Source organism: Nocardia sp. NRRL S-836 (genome assembly GCF_001279525.1).
Classification (GTDB): Bacteria; Actinomycetota; Actinomycetes; order Mycobacteriales; family Pseudonocardiaceae; genus Lentzea.
The window spans coordinates 1-15,449 of the sequence record NZ_LGDY01000096.1 but is presented as its reverse complement, the minus strand read 5'-3'; the positions used below and the strand labels follow the sequence as shown (position 1 = coordinate 15,449).

18 protein-coding genes are annotated in these 15,449 nt (G+C 68.1%); 11 read left to right on the top strand and 7 right to left on the bottom strand.

From position 1 onward, the window contains the following. Positions 1–26: 26 nt before the first annotated feature. From ADL03_RS18280 to ADL03_RS18250, 7 genes are read right to left on the bottom strand one after another with little or no spacing between them, the layout of a single operon-like run. The gene (locus tag ADL03_RS18280; RefSeq protein ID WP_053734689.1) at positions 27–1,280 is read right to left on the bottom strand and encodes a hypothetical protein; all 1,254 of its coding nucleotides are present in this window, start codon (positions 1,278–1,280) and stop codon (positions 27–29) included. After that, positions 1,280–1,579 (bottom strand): type VII secretion target, encoded by a 300-nt coding sequence (locus tag ADL03_RS18275; protein WP_053734688.1) that lies wholly within the window; start codon positions 1,577–1,579, stop codon positions 1,280–1,282. The genes ADL03_RS18280 and ADL03_RS18275 overlap by 1 nt, the downstream gene beginning before the upstream one ends. Beyond that, the gene (locus ADL03_RS18270) at positions 1,576–2,058 is read right to left on the bottom strand and encodes a YbaB/EbfC family nucleoid-associated protein (protein ID WP_053734687.1); all 483 of its coding nucleotides are present in this window, start codon (positions 2,056–2,058) and stop codon (positions 1,576–1,578) included. The genes ADL03_RS18275 and ADL03_RS18270 overlap by 4 nt, the downstream gene beginning before the upstream one ends. Further along, a complete protein-coding gene (locus tag ADL03_RS18265; RefSeq protein WP_053734686.1) occupies positions 2,055–2,807 on the bottom strand; it encodes an ESX secretion-associated protein EspG in 753 nt (250 codons plus the stop codon). The genes ADL03_RS18270 and ADL03_RS18265 overlap by 4 nt, the downstream gene beginning before the upstream one ends. After that, entirely contained in the window at positions 2,804–4,072 is a 1,269-nt protein-coding gene (locus tag ADL03_RS18260; RefSeq protein WP_053734685.1) for a WXG100 family type VII secretion target, read from the bottom strand. Before ADL03_RS18260 ends, ADL03_RS18265 begins: the two co-directional genes overlap by 4 nt. A 23-nt stretch (positions 4,073–4,095) precedes the next feature. Beyond that, a complete protein-coding gene (locus tag ADL03_RS18255; RefSeq protein WP_053734684.1) occupies positions 4,096–4,632 on the bottom strand; it encodes a DUF3558 family protein in 537 nt (178 codons plus the stop codon). Continuing rightward, a complete protein-coding gene (locus tag ADL03_RS18250; RefSeq protein ID WP_053734683.1) occupies positions 4,629–5,084 on the bottom strand; it encodes a hypothetical protein in 456 nt (151 codons plus the stop codon). The genes ADL03_RS18255 and ADL03_RS18250 overlap by 4 nt, the downstream gene beginning before the upstream one ends. 255 nt (positions 5,085–5,339) lie before the next feature. On the opposite strand from ADL03_RS18250, the gene ADL03_RS18245 reads away from it, so the two are divergent. From ADL03_RS18245 to ADL03_RS18195, 11 genes are all read left to right on the top strand, one after another. Then, complete coding sequence (locus tag ADL03_RS18245) at positions 5,340–5,990, top strand: L-threonylcarbamoyladenylate synthase (protein WP_053734765.1); 651 nt, start codon at positions 5,340–5,342, stop codon at positions 5,988–5,990. 82 nt (positions 5,991–6,072) lie between these two features. Beyond that, positions 6,073–7,209, top strand: coding sequence for a glycosyltransferase family 4 protein (locus tag ADL03_RS18240; RefSeq protein WP_053734682.1), 1,137 nt, complete (start codon positions 6,073–6,075; stop codon positions 7,207–7,209). A gap of 56 nt (positions 7,210–7,265) precedes the next feature. After that, complete coding sequence (locus ADL03_RS18235; protein ID WP_053734681.1) at positions 7,266–7,712, top strand: hypothetical protein; 447 nt, start codon at positions 7,266–7,268, stop codon at positions 7,710–7,712. A 149-nt stretch (positions 7,713–7,861) separates the two neighbouring features. Beyond that, complete coding sequence (gene atpB / locus ADL03_RS18230) at positions 7,862–8,638, top strand: F0F1 ATP synthase subunit A (protein WP_157528892.1); 777 nt, start codon at positions 7,862–7,864, stop codon at positions 8,636–8,638. A 61-nt stretch (positions 8,639–8,699) separates the two neighbouring features. Next, entirely contained in the window at positions 8,700–8,948 is a 249-nt protein-coding gene (locus tag ADL03_RS18225) for an ATP F0F1 synthase subunit C (RefSeq protein ID WP_053734680.1), read from the top strand. Between the two features lie 29 nt (positions 8,949–8,977). Beyond that, positions 8,978–9,526, top strand: coding sequence for a F0F1 ATP synthase subunit B (locus ADL03_RS18220; RefSeq protein WP_231641984.1), 549 nt, complete (start codon positions 8,978–8,980; stop codon positions 9,524–9,526). 9 nt (positions 9,527–9,535) lie between these two features. Continuing rightward, positions 9,536–10,378 (top strand): F0F1 ATP synthase subunit delta, encoded by an 843-nt coding sequence (locus ADL03_RS18215; protein WP_053734679.1) that lies wholly within the window; start codon positions 9,536–9,538, stop codon positions 10,376–10,378. A 46-nt stretch (positions 10,379–10,424) separates the two neighbouring features. Next, positions 10,425–12,071 (top strand): F0F1 ATP synthase subunit alpha, encoded by a 1,647-nt coding sequence (atpA, locus tag ADL03_RS18210; protein WP_053734678.1) that lies wholly within the window; start codon positions 10,425–10,427, stop codon positions 12,069–12,071. 8 nt (positions 12,072–12,079) lie between these two features. After that, positions 12,080–12,994 carry a F0F1 ATP synthase subunit gamma gene (locus tag ADL03_RS18205; protein WP_053734677.1) on the top strand — a complete coding sequence of 305 codons (915 nt, stop codon included), beginning with the start codon at positions 12,080–12,082 and terminating at the stop codon, positions 12,992–12,994. After that, positions 12,987–14,423 (top strand): F0F1 ATP synthase subunit beta, encoded by a 1,437-nt coding sequence (gene atpD / locus ADL03_RS18200; protein WP_218133719.1) that lies wholly within the window; start codon positions 12,987–12,989, stop codon positions 14,421–14,423. The genes ADL03_RS18205 and atpD overlap by 8 nt, the downstream gene beginning before the upstream one ends. A gap of 342 nt (positions 14,424–14,765) precedes the next feature. Beyond that, on the top strand, positions 14,766–15,449 hold a 684-nt coding region (locus ADL03_RS18195; RefSeq protein WP_369808990.1), incomplete at its 3' end, for an ABC transporter transmembrane domain-containing protein.

The following is a 15,449-nucleotide window of genomic DNA, read 5'->3' as shown; positions in this document are numbered from 1 at the left end:
CGAACCGCCGGCTGCGGCCGGATGTCTCAGGAGGGGTCACGGTCGAGGTGTCCCCGCAGCCGTTCGAAAGCGGGTTTGTCGTCCACGCCCTCCAGTTGCAGTTCGTCCTGCTTCGCCGTCTCGCGCAGCACGTCGGCGCCCAGCTTGATCTGGTAGCCGCCGTCCAGGACATTCGGCACCGAGTGCGGGGTGACGGTCCCGTCGGCCTTCGTGATCGGTTTGAACGGGGTGTACGCGTCGGAGGCGGTCTCCTGCCAGGGCTTCGCGGGGACCTGTGCGCGGTATGGCTCCTCGTAGGAGTTCTTCCACCTGTTGCCCGCGTCCAGACAGCCGTCCCTGAGGTCCTTGCCGCCTTGCTTGAGCTCGTCGAACGCCTCGCCCGCAGTGGGACGCGACTTGCCCCAGTCCTCCAGTCGTCTACCGGCGTCAGTCACCGCGTCGGTTTTGGGCGTCGACGGCGTGCGCGGTGCACTCGGTGCGTCCACGCCTCGGCCCGCGCCCTTTCCGAACCGCGCGAGCCGGGCCAGCACGTCGCCGAGCTGGGCGAAGAGTCCCTTGAGACGACCGATGATCCGGGTGACGATCTTCATCAGCTTGGCGATCTGCTGCGTGATCTTGCCGAGCACGACCGCTCCGCGTCCGACCGCCCACGCCGAGAAAGCCGCGACCGAACTGCCCAGCGTCACGTAGGAGGACGCGAGCGCGATGATCGCGTTGCGGATGACCTCGTAGATGAACATCGCGACGAGGTCGCGGAGCATGCCGCGCACCGCGGCCGTGACCGTGCCCGCTGTGGCGATCTGCTCGCCCACAACCGCACACGACCTGCTCACCGCGGTGATCTCGGCCGCGAGCTGTCCCTGACTCGACCGGAACCGCTCGGCCGCGGCCTCGCGCCACGAGCCGACCTGGGACCGCACCGCCTCGGTCTGGTCACTCGCGATCTCCGCGATCGCGACCGACACCTGGTTCCACGTGGCGACGGCCGCCTTGATCTTGTCTCCGTTGCCCGCCAGCAGGTCCAGTGGCTCACGCAGGAAGCTCAGGTGTTCGATCAGCCAGCCGATGCCCGCTGTGGCCAGAGCCCCGACCGGGTCCATGAACACCCCGAGCAGGTCGAGGCTGAGCGCTGCCGCGTTGAGGCCGACCTCGGCGAAGTCCCCCTCGCCCAAGCGCTTCACGGAGTCGGCTGTCTGGAAGAACGACTCGACGATCCCGGCACCGGCGAAGTTGTCAGGGTTGGGCCACTCCTCGCCGCCCTTGAGCCCGGTGAGGGTCATCAGGATCCTCCGAGCCTCTCGCGGTTCGCGTCCTCGTGCGACTCGTAGAACATGGCTGTGGTTCTGGTGTTCTCCGCTGCGTCGCCAACCCCTTGCGCGAGCCGGCGGATCGCTTCGACGGTCTTGAGCGCGGTGGACTCGGCCTCGAAGGCGAAGAACTGCAAGAGAACGCCGAACGTGTCACCACCGAGCGCAACACCGGCTGCTTTGTCGGCAGCCGCTTCAAGCGCTTGCTGGCGGGAGAACTGATCTGTGGCGAACGTGTGCAGTTCCGTCGGGTCGACGCCGAAACCGGTCACCTGAGCACGCTCCCGAAGCCGTCCTCGTCGTCGTCCGCCCGGTGCTGTGGCCGTGGCGGCGCGGGCTTCTGCGCGGGTGCGGTCCATGAGACCTCGCGCATGACCTGACCGTCCTCCGGTGGCGACGGCGGTTCCTCTTCCTCCTGCTGCGGGATGAAGCTGCGCAGGAAGTCCATCGCCTCGGTGCCGCCGAACTGGGGCTCCACGATGGACGCCACCTGTTCCGCCGCCTGGATCTGGGCCTTCTGCACGGTCTGCATGACGAGCTGGCCCAGCTGGACGTGGGTCAGCCGGGTGGCGGCCGGTGAGAACTCGATGTGCTGCAGGGCGCCGTTGGGTGCCACGCGGACGGTCACCGCCTCGTTGGGGGAGGTGACCGTGCTGGTGGCGTGCTGGAGCTGCTCCTGCATCTGCTGGGAGCTTCGCTGGAGCTGCTGCGCCTTGGCCTCCAGGTCCGCGATCAGCTGCTCGGGGTTCATCGTTCGCTCGTCATCGCCAGGACCTGGCCCAGGTGGCGGGCGAGGCCCATGTTGTCCGCGGGCGTGATCGTGAACCAGCCGGTGCGCAGCTGCACGTTGGCGTAGCGGCCGGTCTGCGTGTCGATCCACGTGACCGGTGGGAAGTCGCGCTTGGTGCGGCCCTGTTCGAGCTGGACGAGGAAGTGGCCGTTGCCCAGCGCGGGCCCGGTCAGCATCTGCTTGGCGAGGCGGACGTCCTCGTTCTCGGTGCTGCGGACGGCCTGGCGGAAGCCCTCCTGCTGCTGCGGCTGGTTCTCGAAGGCCTGCGCGGGCACCGTGACCGGCTTGCCGGGACCGGGGCGGCCGTGCGGCACGACGTTCGCGAGGCTGGTCGCGATCTCGTTGGGCTGCACCTGGTTCAGCGTCATCGTGGTGTCCTCCTGGGACACCAGCACCGCGTAACCGCCGCGCGCCACCACGCAGGCCCGCACGAGCTTCTCCTGGCTCATGTCGGGCATGCACAGCGCGATCACGCGCAACTCGGGACGCGCCAGCAACTTCAGCGCGTCGTCGAGGTCGGGCTCCGGACGGCCGCGGCGGGCGAGGCCGCGGCGTTCGAGGTCCTGGTGCACGGCCGCTTTGATGCGCTCGCGCTCGTCGAGCGTGTCGCCGTGCGAGGTGACGTCGAACGGGTAGGGCACGCTCCCCGCCCGCAGGTCCTCCCAGAGGACCTCGAACGCGGGCAGGGAGAGCTGCGCGATCTGCCTCATCCGCCGATCACCGGCGGCGCGACCATGCGATCGTCGTCGAAGAACTCGTCGGTGGGCACCAGGTAGTTCGACTTGTGCTCCTTGTCCTCTCCACCCTGGCCCGCACCGGCACCGCCGCCGCCACCCGTGCCCGCCGCACCGGCCGCGCCACCGCGTCCCGCCGCACCGGCACCGGGTCCGCCCGGTCCGCCGCTGTTCGCGCCGCCCATCACACCCGCGCTGCCGCCGGGGTTGGCCGGGCCGAAGCTGCCCATGCCACGGCCGGCACCACCCGGTCCACCACCCATGCCGCCGGGGCCCATGCCGCGGCCGCCACCGGCGCCAGGACCACCGCCTGGACCGCCCGGTCGGCCGCCGGGACCTCCGGGACCGCCTTGACGGCCACCCACCGGCGGGCGGCCGGTCTGGTTGCCGCCGGGAGGCCGCATGCCGGGCGGGAGGACGCCGGGCGGGCCGATCGGCGGGCGGTTCTGGTTGGTGCCGCCGTTCTGGTTGTTGTTGAGGTTGTTCGGCAGGTTCGGGTTGTTGACCTGCGGGGCCACCCACGACGGGTTCGTGGTGCCGTTGCCGGTGGTTCCCGGCGGCGGCGTGCCCGGCATGCCCGTGGTGCCGGGCGGGCGGTAGCCGGTGTTGTTGCTGAGCGACGTCGTGGTGTTGTTGTTGCTCGACTGCGTGATGCCCTGGTCGTGCGTGACGACCGGCGGTGAGTCCATGGTCGGCATGGACAGCGCGGCCGACATCATCGTGTTGTCACGCGTCTGCATGACCTGCACGGCCTCGGCCTTGGCGTTCTGCTGGGCGTTGTACGTGGAGAGCATCTCGATGGGCGCGCCGGCCATCATGACCGGGCTGATGAAGCCGCCCTTGTTGGTGAACCAGTCGCCCGCGATCTTGAGCGGGTTGAAGTCGACCGGCTTCGGCATGCTGTTGTTTGCATGCACCGAGGCTTCGCGCTGCTGCTCGATCGCGGTGGACGTCTTGTGGAACGTCTCACCGGTCTGTTCCACGAAGGTGCCAACCTTGTTCAGCGCGTTCCGCACGCCCTCGGCCGCCTGGCCCGTCCAGGCGCTCTGCGACCCGTTGACCAGGATGCTGAAATCGGTTGCCAGGTCTCGAAAGGTGGTGCTGAACGACTTCCACACGTCGGCGATGTCCGTCGCGGTGTCCGGTGCGTAGTTGTCCGTGACCAGCGACTGCATGTGTTCGTGCTTCTGGGCGGCGTAGTTGTCGTTCGGCGTTGGAACAGCGGCTTTGATGGGCGCCATGAGATGTCCCCCCTCCTGCGTTGTTACGGCAGCTTCTGCGCGACCTGGTCAGCGGCCTTGGATGCCTGCTTGCACGCGGTCGCGGTGTCTCCGGAGCCGGCGTTGACGGTCCAGATGACGGCGACGGACGAGGTTTCGCTGGCTCCGATCGCGACGACGCAGGTGTCCTTCGACCCGTCCTGGGCCTCGACCTTGGTGGCCTTGAACTTGCCGACCTTGGTCTCGGAGACCTTCTCGCCCTGGAGGTTCAGGTCCTTGAGGCCCTTGTCTGCGCGGACACCCACCTGCATGCCACCGTTGCCAGGGACCGTCCAGTCGCAGGTGTCGACAGCAGATCGCTTCTTGGCCTCACCGGGGAGCTTGAAGCCGAAACCGGCTGCTTCGGAATCGGTGATCAGGTCACAAGGCTTGATCGACTTCAGGTCCGACGACGCGTTGCTGCCGCTCGTGGGCGTACTCCCACCGGTGGTGGGGGTCGGCGTCGGCGTGCCTGCCGTACCGGTGCACGCGGCCGTGAGCGCGGCGAACCCGAGCAGGACGGAGATGAGGATGCGCTTCATGACTTCCCGTTGAGTTTGGTGAAGGAGTTGGCGCCGGACTGGTCCACGTTCCGGTAGGAGGCGCGGCTCTTCTCGATCTGGGTCTTCAACGACTCGATGGCGCGACCGACGTCTTCGATCTGCTTGATCGCCCCGGCGCCGAACTGGGTGTTGGCCTTCGCGATCTCCATGGCGTAGCCGCCGCCGAGCTTCATGTCGATGCTGAGCTGGCCGCGGTTTCGCAGCACGTTGTTGAGCTCGTCCCGCATCTCGTCGAGCTTCTTGATCATCGCGTCGACCAGGTGCGGGTCGACGGAGAGTTGCTGGGTCTCGACGGCGACCGCGACCGCCTTGCTCGCGGCCATGACCGCCGCGACCCCTCCCCCGAGGATGGCGCCCCACGAGGCGGTGGCGGCGGCTTGTTCGGCAATGCTCGTGCCGACGACGCCGGTCGTGCTGAATGGTTCGGACACAGGAGCTCGACCCTCCCCGATTGCGCTCTGTGGTCGGCTAGTGACCATACAGCGGTGCGCCCATTCGGTGGATGAGTTGAACTACTTACACCCGTTTGGGGCAGAACTACACCTGGTCAGCACGCGTGTCGGCGTTTCAAGTGAGAACGCGGGCGCAGGTCTGGACGGCGTCGGGCAGTGCGCGGGGAAGACCACGGTGCGTTGTGAGTGGAGGGCATGGCGCGCCTGGGCGGGATGCTGGCTAGGCTCACGGAGGTGAGCACGGTCTACGACTGCAGCGAACCCGGCAACCGCGCGGCGGGTCTTGCCGCTGCTGCGGGTGCGGTGCGGAGCGGACGCCTCGTCGTCCTGCCCACCGACACCGTCTACGGGCTCGGGTGTGACGCTTTCGACGCGGAAGCCGTCCGGGGCCTTCTGGCGGCCAAGGGGCGTGGGCCGGACATGCCGGTGCCGGTGCTGGTCGGGTCGTGGACCACGGTCGACGGGCTGGTGCTGAGCGTGCCGCGGCAGGCGCGGGCGCTCATCGAGGCGTTCTGGCCGGGTGGGCTGAGCATCGTGCTGCCGCACGCGCCGAGTCTGGCCTGGGACCTCGGGCAGACGCGCGGGACGGTGATGTTGCGGATGCCGTTGCACCCGGTGGCGCTGGAGCTGCTCAGGGATGTCGGGCCGATGGCCGTGTCCAGTGCCAACCGGTCGGGGCACGCGCCGGCGGCCAGCGCGCAGGAGGCGCTGGAGCAGCTCGGGGACTCGGTGCCGGTGTACCTCGACGGCGGGTTGAGCGGGGAGAACGTCGCCTCCACGATCGTCGACCTGACCGGGCCCGACGCGGTGATCCTGCGCGAGGGTGCGGTGAAGCGGGCCGAGATCAACGAGGTGCTCGGCATCGAGGTCGAGGTCGCCGGGTAGCCGGCGGCTGCGAGAATGATCATGGCGTCGCGGGTACCGTGGCGGCCACCCCGCAAGAATCCCCGATCTGATTGGTAGGCCCGTGGGGCCCGCATCCTCGTTCGTTCTGCCGGTGCGCGAGTACCTGCTCGTCGCGCTGACGGCTGCCGTCGTGACGTTCCTGCTCGTCGGCCTGGTGCGCGCGCTCGCGTTCCGGGTGGGGGCGGTGGCCTATCCGCGCAAGCGGGACGTGCACGTGCAGCCGATGCCGCGCATGGGTGGTGTGGCCATCTACGGCGGTGTGCTCGGTGGCATGTTCCTCGCGCACCAGCTGCCGGTGCTGCGGGCGGCGTTCGACTTCTCCAACGACCCGTGGGGTGTCATCGTCGCGGGCGGCGTCATCGTGCTCGTGGGTGCGATCGACGACCGGTTCGAGCTCGACTCGCTGACGAAGCTGGCCGGGCAGATCACGGCGGCGGGCATCCTCGTGCTCTTCGGTCTGCAGTGGATGCTCGCGTGGGTGCCGGGGCTCGGGGCCACGGTGTCGCTGGACCAGAACCAGGGCGCGCTGCTCACGGTGCTGCTCGCGGTCACGATGATCAACGCGATGAACTTCGTCGACGGCCTCGACGGGCTCGCCGCGGGCATCGGGCTCATCGCCGCCGCCGCCACGTGCGCGTTCTCGGTCGGCATCCTCGTCGAGCGCGAAGGCGCGGTGGAGGCCTACCCGCCCGCGCTGATCGCGGCCGTGCTGGCGGGTGCGTGCCTCGGCTTCCTGCCGCACAACTTCAACCCCGCGCGCATCTTCATGGGCGACTCGGGCTCGATGCTCATCGGTCTCATGCTCGCCGCCGCGACCACCAGCGCGTCGGGCAAGATCAACCCGTCCACCCGCAGCGCCGCCGACCTGCTCGGTCTGCTCTCGCCGCTGATCGTCGTGGCGGCCGTGCTGTTCGTGCCGGTGCTCGACCTGCTGATGGCCATCATCCGGCGCACGCGCCGCGGCGAAAGCCCGTTCTCGCCGGACAAGATGCACCTGCACCACCGGTTGCTGGAGATCGGCCACTCGCAACGGCGCGCGGTTCTGCTCATCTATTTGTGGGCCGGCGTGCTTGCGTTTGGAGCCGTAGCTCTGACGCTGTTCGACCCCGTCATCGTGGGCACCTGCTTCGTCATCGGGCTGATCGTGACGGCCGTCGTCTCCGTCATTCCGCGGCTGCGCGAGACGCGCAAGTCCTGACGGTTCCCCAGGGGCCGCCTGCACGGCCGGAAATGCGGGTTCCTACACTTCGGGACATGAGCGACGCGGACAAGGCCGTCACGCACGAGCTGACCGTCCAGCGGCTCGCCGGGGAAATGTTCCGCGCGGCCGCATGGGCCGCGCTCGGCACGTTTGTCCTCGGCGTCGTCGTGTCAACTGTGATCTGGGGGACCGCCGGTCTCGCCGGATCCCTGATCGGTGGTGCGATCGCCATCCTTTCGAGCCTCGCCACGTTGCTGCTGATGCGCAAGACGGCGGCGCTCGACCCGATGTTCGTGATGGTCGCCGCACTCGGCGGATTCATGGGCAAGCTGATCGTGCTGCTGCTCGCGGTGGTCCTGCTGCGCAACCAGTCGTGGCTCGAACCCAAGGCGCTCGGAATCACCCTGGTGGCGACGTTGCTCGTGACGTCGTTCCTGGAGGCGAGAGCCTCCAGGCGCAGCCGTAGCCAGATGGTCGTCCCCGCCTCCGAAGGCGCCTAGACCTGCTGATATGGTCCGCGCAGACCAGGGACACCCGATAGCAGGGGTGCCTCTGGTAGTCGCTTGCGAACCGTAAGGTACGTTAAGTCCAGATCGTGACGATTCCCCCGGCGGAGTGAACGCCGGCCGGGAGAACCGGAAGGAACACAGTGACCGAGTTGCTGGCCTCGGGGAGTGAGTTCGTCGCTCCCGGTGTGAAGGACTTCTTCCTCCCGCCGATCTTCGGTGACGTCACGAAGCCGATGGTCCTGCTGGTGCTGTCGATCTTGATCATCGGCGCCTTCTTCATTGCGGCCACCCGCAACCTCAAGGTCGTTCCGGGCAAGTTCCAGTTCGCCGCCGAGTCGGTTTACGACTTCGGGCGCAACAACATCGCCCGCGAGCAGATCGGTGCGAAGGACTTCAAGCCCTTCGTCCCGCTGATCCTCACGATCTTCTGCTTCGTCCTCGTGAACAACCTGTTCGGGCTCATCCCGATCATCCAGTTCCCGACGATGTCGCACATCGGCTTCCCGCTCGCCGTTTCGTTGCTCGTCGTTTACCCGGTGTACCACTTCGTCGGGTTCAAGCGGCACGGCTTCGTGGGTTACTTGAAGCACCAGACGATCCCGCCGGGCGCGCCGTGGTTCGTGCTCCCGCTGCTGATCCCGATCGAGTTCTTCCAGAAGTTCATCCTGAACCCGCTCACGCTGGCGATCCGAGTTTTCGCCGCGATGTTCGCGGGACACCTCCTGCTGCTGGTGTTCACCCTGGCCGGTGAGTTCCTGCTGCTGAACGGTGGACTGACCGTCATCGTGGCGCCGGTGTCCTTCGCCTTCGCCATCGCGCTGACCTTCCTGGAGGCACTGATCATGTGCCTGCAGGCCTACATCTTCGCGCTGCTGTCTGCCAGCTACATCGGCATGGCGCTGGCAGAAGAGCACTGAGAAACACAAAGCCTCCGATCCGCCAACTCCCGGCGGACCGAAGTGAAAGGGAACAGCAACAGTGAGCGCTTCCGTCGTTCTTGCCCAGGCCGGCGACATCAACCCGGGTCTTGCTGCGATCGGCTACGGCCTCGCCGCGATCGGCCCCGGCATCGGTGTGGGTCTGATCTTCTCCTCGGTCATCAGCGGCACCGCCCGCCAGCCCGAGGCCCGTGGCGTGCTGCTCGGCCTCGCGTGGACCACCTTCGCCATCGTCGAGGTCCTCGCGCTGATCGGCTTCGTCGTGTACTTCATCGCGACCGCCGGCTGACCTGACCCTTCTACGCGTTAGGAGACGTCGTGTACGACACCCTGATCCTGGCTGCGGAGAACGAGGTCAACCCCGTTGTCCCGCACCCGGCAGAGATCATCCTCGGTCTCGTCGCGTTCCTGCTCCTCCTCTTCGTCATCAAGAAGTTCGTGTCACCGCGCTTCGAGGCGCTGTACGCGGAGCGGACTGCCAAGATCGAGGGTGGCATCGAGAAGGCTGAGCAGGCCCAGGCCGCGGCTCAGAAGACTCTCGAGCAGTACAAGGAGCAGCTGGCCGAGGCTCGCGCCGAGGCCGCGCGCATCCGCGACGACGCGCGGGCCGAGGGCCTGCAGATCATCGAGGAGCTGCGCGAGCAGGCACAGGCCGAGTCCGCCCGCATCGTCGCGCAGGGCCAGCACCAGCTGGACGCGCAGCGCGCCCAGATCGTCGCCGAGCTGCGTGCCGACCTCGGCCGCACCGCCGTCGAGCTGGCGAGCAAGGTCGTGGGCGAGTCCCTGGAGGACGAGGCCCGCCGCCGTGGCACCGTCGACCGCTTCCTCAACGAGCTGGACGCCGTCGCGGCGCCGGCGAGCAAGTAGAGGCTGCCGATGACGTTGCATGCCGCAAGTCGTGAAGCTCTGGCAGCCGCGGAACTGCGGCTGCTGGAGCTGGCCGACGCCACCCAGGACGACTCCACCCTGGCGACGGACGAGCTCGCCAAGCTGGGCGAGGAGCTGTTCGCCGTGCTGGGCCTGCTGATCGAGCAGCCGGCGCTGCGCCGTGCCGCTGCCGACGCCTCGTCGGAGGCCGCCGGTCGTGAGCAGCTCGTCCGCGGCCTGTTCGCGGGCAAGGTGAGCGACGCGACGCTGCAGGTCCTGGTCGCCGTCGTGACCGCGCGCTGGTCCAGCCCGCGCGAGCTCGTCGACGGCGTCGAGTCGCTCGCCCGCACCACGCTGCTGGTGCGTGCCGAGCGCGACGGTCAGCTCGACTCGGTGGAGGACGAGCTGTTCCGGCTCGGCCGCATCGTGGCGGGCTCGAACGAGCTCGAGCTCCTGCTGGCGGATCCCGCCGGTGCCGTCGACGGCAAGGTCGCGCTGGTCGACACCCTCATCGAGGGGAAGGTCAGCCCGGTCACCAAGACGCTGGTGGACCAGCTGGTCCGCCACCCGCGCGGTGTCCGCGTCGCGAACGGCCTCGGCGAGCTCGCCGACCTGGCGGCCAAGCGCCGTCAGCGTTCCGTCGCGCACGTCCGCTCCGCGGTGGCGCTGACCGCGGAGCAGGTCGACCGCTTGACCGCCACGCTGACCACGATCTACTCGCGCCCGATCGCCCTGCACGTCGAGGTCGACCCCTCGCTCGCGGGTGGTCTCCAGATCAAGATCGGCGACGAGATCATCGACGGAAGCATCGCCGGCCGGTTGGCGGCACTGCGCCGCAATCTCGCCAGCTAGCCCCCGAGCCCTTTCCCAGAAACGTTGAAGTGAGAGCAGGAACGACATGGCGGAGCTGACGATCTCGTCGGACGAGATCCGCAGTGCGATCGAGAAGTACGTCTCGAGCTACTCCCCGGAGGTCAGCCGGGAAGAGGTCGGTACCGTCTCCGAGACCTACGACGGCATCGCCATCGTCGAGGGCCTTCCGGGCACGATGACCAACGAGCTGCTCGAGTTCCCCGGTGGCGTCCTCGGCGTCGCCCTGAACCTCGAGGTCCGCGAGATCGGTGCGGTCATCCTCGGTGACTTCGACAAGATCGAAGAGGGCCAGGAGGTCCGCCGCACCGGCAAGGTCCTCTCCGTGCCCGTCGGCGACGGCTTCCTCGGTCGCGTCGTCAACCCGCTGGGCCAGCCCATCGACGGTCTCGGTGACATCGTCGCCGACGACACCCGCGCCCTGGAGCTGCAGGCGGCCTCCGTGCTGGAGCGCCAGCCGGTGTCCGAGCCGATGCAGACCGGCATCAAGGCCATCGACGCGATGACCCCGATCGGCCGCGGTCAGCGTCAGCTGATCATCGGTGACCGCAAGACCGGCAAGACCGCGGTCTGCATCGACACGATCATCAACCAGAAGAAGGCCTGGGAGTCGGGCGACCCGAAGCAGCAGGTCCGCTGCGTCTACGTCGCCATCGGCCAGAAGGGCTCCACCATCGCGGGCGTCAAGACCGCGCTGGAGGAGGCGGGCGCACTCGAGTACACGACGATCGTCGCCGCCCCCGCTTCTGACTCGGCCGGCTTCAAGTGGCTGGCGCCGTACACCGGCTCCGCCATCGGCCAGCACTGGATGTACCAGGGCAAGCACGTCCTGATCATCTTCGACGACCTGACCAAGCAGGCAGAGGCGTACCGCGCGATCTCGCTGCTGCTGCGCCGCCCGCCGGGCCGCGAGGCCTACCCGGGCGACGTCTTCTACTTGCACTCGCGTCTGCTTGAGCGTTGCGCGAAGCTGTCGGACGAGCTCGGCGGCGGTTCGATGACGGGTCTGCCGATCATCGAGACCAAGGCGAACGACGTGTCGGCGTACATCCCGACCAACGTCATCTCGATCACCGACGGTCAGTGCTTCCTCGAGTCCGACCTCTTCAACGCCGGTGTCCGCCCGGCCGTCAACGTGGGTATCTCCGTGTCCCGCGTCGGTGGTGCCGCGCAGATCAAGGCCATGAAGGACGTCGCGGGCTCGCTGCGCCTCGACCTGTCGCAGTTCCGCGAGCTGGAGGCGTTCTCCGCGTTCGCGTCCGACCTCGACGCCGCCTCGCGCGCCCAGCTGGACCGCGGTGCCCGTCTGGTCGAGCTGCTCAAGCAGGGCCAGTACTCCCCGGTCCCCGTCGAGGAGCAGGTCGTCGAGATCTTCACCGCGACCAAGGGCCACCTGGACGACGTGCCCGTCGCCGACATCCGCCGCTTCGTGGCGGACTTCAAGGACTCGCTGCGGCGCAACCACGCCGACGTGCTCGGCAGCATCATCGAGACCAAGAAGTTCCCCGAGGACGCGCAGAGGCGCATCGTGGACGCCATCACCGAGTTCAAGAAGCAGTTCACCGCTTCGGACGGCTCGACGATCGTCAACGAGGCCCCGGAGAAGGCCATGGACGCCGACAAGGTGGGCCAGGAATCCGTGAAGCTGCACAAGCCCGAGCCCACCAAGAAGTGATCTGAGCCATGGGCGCACAGATTCGGGAGCTCCGCCAACGGATCCGAACGGTCAACTCGACCAAGAAGATCACGAAGGCCTACGAGCTCATCGCGACGTCTCGCCTCGCGAAGGCGCAGACCAGGGTCGCGGCCTCCCGGCCGTACGCGGACGAGATCACGAACGTCCTCTCCGCGTTGGCCGAGGCCTCGGCGAACCTCGACCACCCGCTGCTGACGGAGCGCACGAACCCGAAGCGCGCCGCGGTGCTGGTGATCACGAGTGACAAGGGCATGTGCGGCGGTTACAACGCCAACGTCCTCAAGGCCGCGGAGCAGCTGCTGCAGCTGCTCCGGTCCGAGGGCAAGGAGCCGGTGCTGTACGTGACCGGCCGCAAGGGCCAGGGCTACTACCAGTTCCGCCGCCGCGAGGTCACGGGTTCGTGGAGCGGGTTCTCGCAGACCCCGCACTACGTCAACGCGGTCGAAGCCGGTGACGCGCTGGTGCAGGCGTTCCTGGAGGGCACGGAGAACGGCGCGCAGGGCGTGGACGAGATCCACGTCGTGTACACCGAGTTCAAGTCCATGCTGAGCCAGACGCCGACCGCCAGGCGCATCGCCCCGATGGAGGTCGAGTACACCGACGAGGCCCCCAAGGGCCCGCGCGCGGTGTACGACTTCGAGCCCAGCGCCGAGGCGCTGCTCGGCGCGATGCTGCCCAAGTACGTGAAGACCCGGCTGTTCTCCGCCATGCTGGACGCGGCGGCTTCGGAGTCGGCTGCCCGTCGTACGGCCATGAAGGCCGCGACGGACAACGCGACGGAGCTGGTCCGGAACCTCAGCCGGGCGGCGAACTCGGCCCGTCAGGCCCAGATCACCCAGGAGATCAGCGAGATCGTCGGTGGCGCTGCCGCGCTTACCGGTGGCGCAGGAAGTGATGAGTGACATGAGTGCTACTGCCACCACCACCCGCACCGGCCGTGTGGTCCGGGTGATCGGTGCGGTCGTCGACGTGGAGTTCCCGCGCGACGCCGTGCCGGAGCTGTTCAACGCCCTGAACGTGGAGATCACGTTCGAGGCCGTCGCCAAGACGCTGACCCTCGAGGTCGCGCAGCACCTCGGCGACAACCTCGTCCGCACCATCTCGATGCAGCCGACCGACGGCCTGGTCCGCGGTGCCACCGTGACCGACACCGGTCGCGCCATCTCGGTGCCCGTCGGTGACATCGTCAAGGGCCACGTCTTCAACGCCCTCGGCGACTGCCTCGACCAGCCCGGTCTCGGCCGCGACGGCGAGCAGTGGGGCATCCACCGCAAGGCTCCGTCGTTCGACCAGCTCGAGGGCAAGACCGAGATCCTCGAGACCGGCATCAAGGTCATCGACCTGCTCACCCCGTACGTCAAGGGCGGCAAGATCGGCCTGTTCGGCGGCGCGGGTGTCGGCAAGACCGTGCTGATCCAGGAGATGATCACGCGTATCGCGCGTGAGTTCTCCGGCACCTCCGTGTTCGCCGGCGTCGGCGAGCGCACCCGTGAGGGCACGGACCTGCTGCTGGAAATGGACGAGATGGGTGTCATCCAGGACACCGCGCTCGTCTTCGGTCAGATGGACGAGCCGCCGGGCACGCGCATGCGCGTCGCCCTGTCCGCTCTCACGATGGCGGAGTACTTCCGCGACGTGCAGAACCAGGACGTGCTGCTCTTCATCGACAACATCTTCCGCTTCACCCAGGCGGGCTCCGAGGTGTCGACCCTGCTGGGCCGCATGCCTTCCGCCGTGGGTTACCAGCCGACGCTGGCCGACGAGATGGGTGAGCTCCAGGAGCGCATCACCTCGACGCGCGGTAAGTCGATCACTTCGCTGCAGGCCATCTACGTGCCCGCGGACGACTACACCGACCCCGCGCCGGCCACCACCTTCGCCCACCTGGACGCGACGACGGAGCTCTCCCGTCCGATCTCCCAGAAGGGCATCTACCCGGCCGTCGACCCGCTGTCGTCGTCGTCTCGAATCCTCGAGCCGTCGATCGTCGGCGAGGAGCACTACCGGGTCGCGCAGGAGGTGAAGCGAATCCTGCAGAAGTACAAGGAGCTGCAGGACATCATCGCCATCCTCGGTATGGACGAGCTGTCCGAAGAGGACAAGGTCCTCGTCGGTCGCGCCCGGCGGCTGGAGCGGTTCCTCGGCCAGAACTTCTTCGTCGCGGAGAAGTTCACCGGGCAGCCCGGGTCGTTCGTGCCGATCAAGGACACCGTCGAGGCCTTCGACCGGGTCTGCAAGGGCGAGTTCGACCACTACCCGGAGCAGGCGTTCTTCTCCTGCGGCGGGTTGGACGACGTCGAGGCCAACGCCAAGAAGCTGGCCGGCAACTGAGGTTCTTGTTTGGCTGAAGGGCCGTTTCTCCCGGTGGGGAGGGGCGGCCCTTCGGGGTTTCCGGGGGCTGGTCTGTCGTCTTGGCACCGGGGTCAGGTTGCGTCCGTGGGCGATCACCTTGGGTGGGTGGTGGTCTTGCGGGCAGGGACGACGTCCGGGGTTCATCGCCGCTTCGCGACGACAGCGATTGGGGATTGACTTCGCGCCTCTTGCGAGGCGATACGGCTTGCCATTCCTTGAACCAGGTCGATTCGTGTCGCTCCGCTCGATGGGCGTGCAACTGCCGGTTCTGAGCGGGGCAAAGCGGGTGTGCGGGGCTTGCGGTGGTGGCATCGTCGGGGGATGGCCCGACATGCGCCTTATGCCGATCCTGGAGTGCCGGACCTTCGAACGCCCTGGCGGTACCTGTGGTGGCTGGCGTGGGTGCAGCGGTGGCGGGTGCTTGCAGGGGCGTGGTGGGGGTCGGTGTGGATGTGTGCGCTCGTCGTGCCGCCGTACCTCATGCAGCGGGCGGTTGAGGACGGGCTGCGGGGTGGGGACCGGCGGGCACTGGTGTGGTGGTGTGCCGCGTTGGTCGGGGCCGGTGCCTTTGTGGCCGTTGCGGGGATGTTGCGACATCGGACGATGACCAAGGTGCGGGCGGATGCGGCGTTGCGGACGGCGCAGGTCGTGGTGCGGCACGTCACGGGGCTTGGCGGGGTGGTGCGGCGGAGGTTGTCCGCCGGGGAGCTGACCTACCTGCAGAACGGGGACACTGCGCGGATCGCTTTTGCGCTCACCGCTACCGGGCCTGGGGTGGGGGCGGTGGTTGCTTATGTCGTCACCGCGGTGTTGTTGGTGCGGATCTCTCCGTTGGTGGCTGTGGTGGTGTTGCTGGGGGTTCCGGTGCTGGCGTTGGTCACCGGGCCAGTGATGCGGCGGCTGCACGCTGTGGAGGCGGGGTACCGGGACGGGCAAGGGGAGTTGACGGCGCGGGCTGGGGACGTTGTCGCGGGGTTGCGGGTGTTGGTGGGGGTTGGCGGGCGG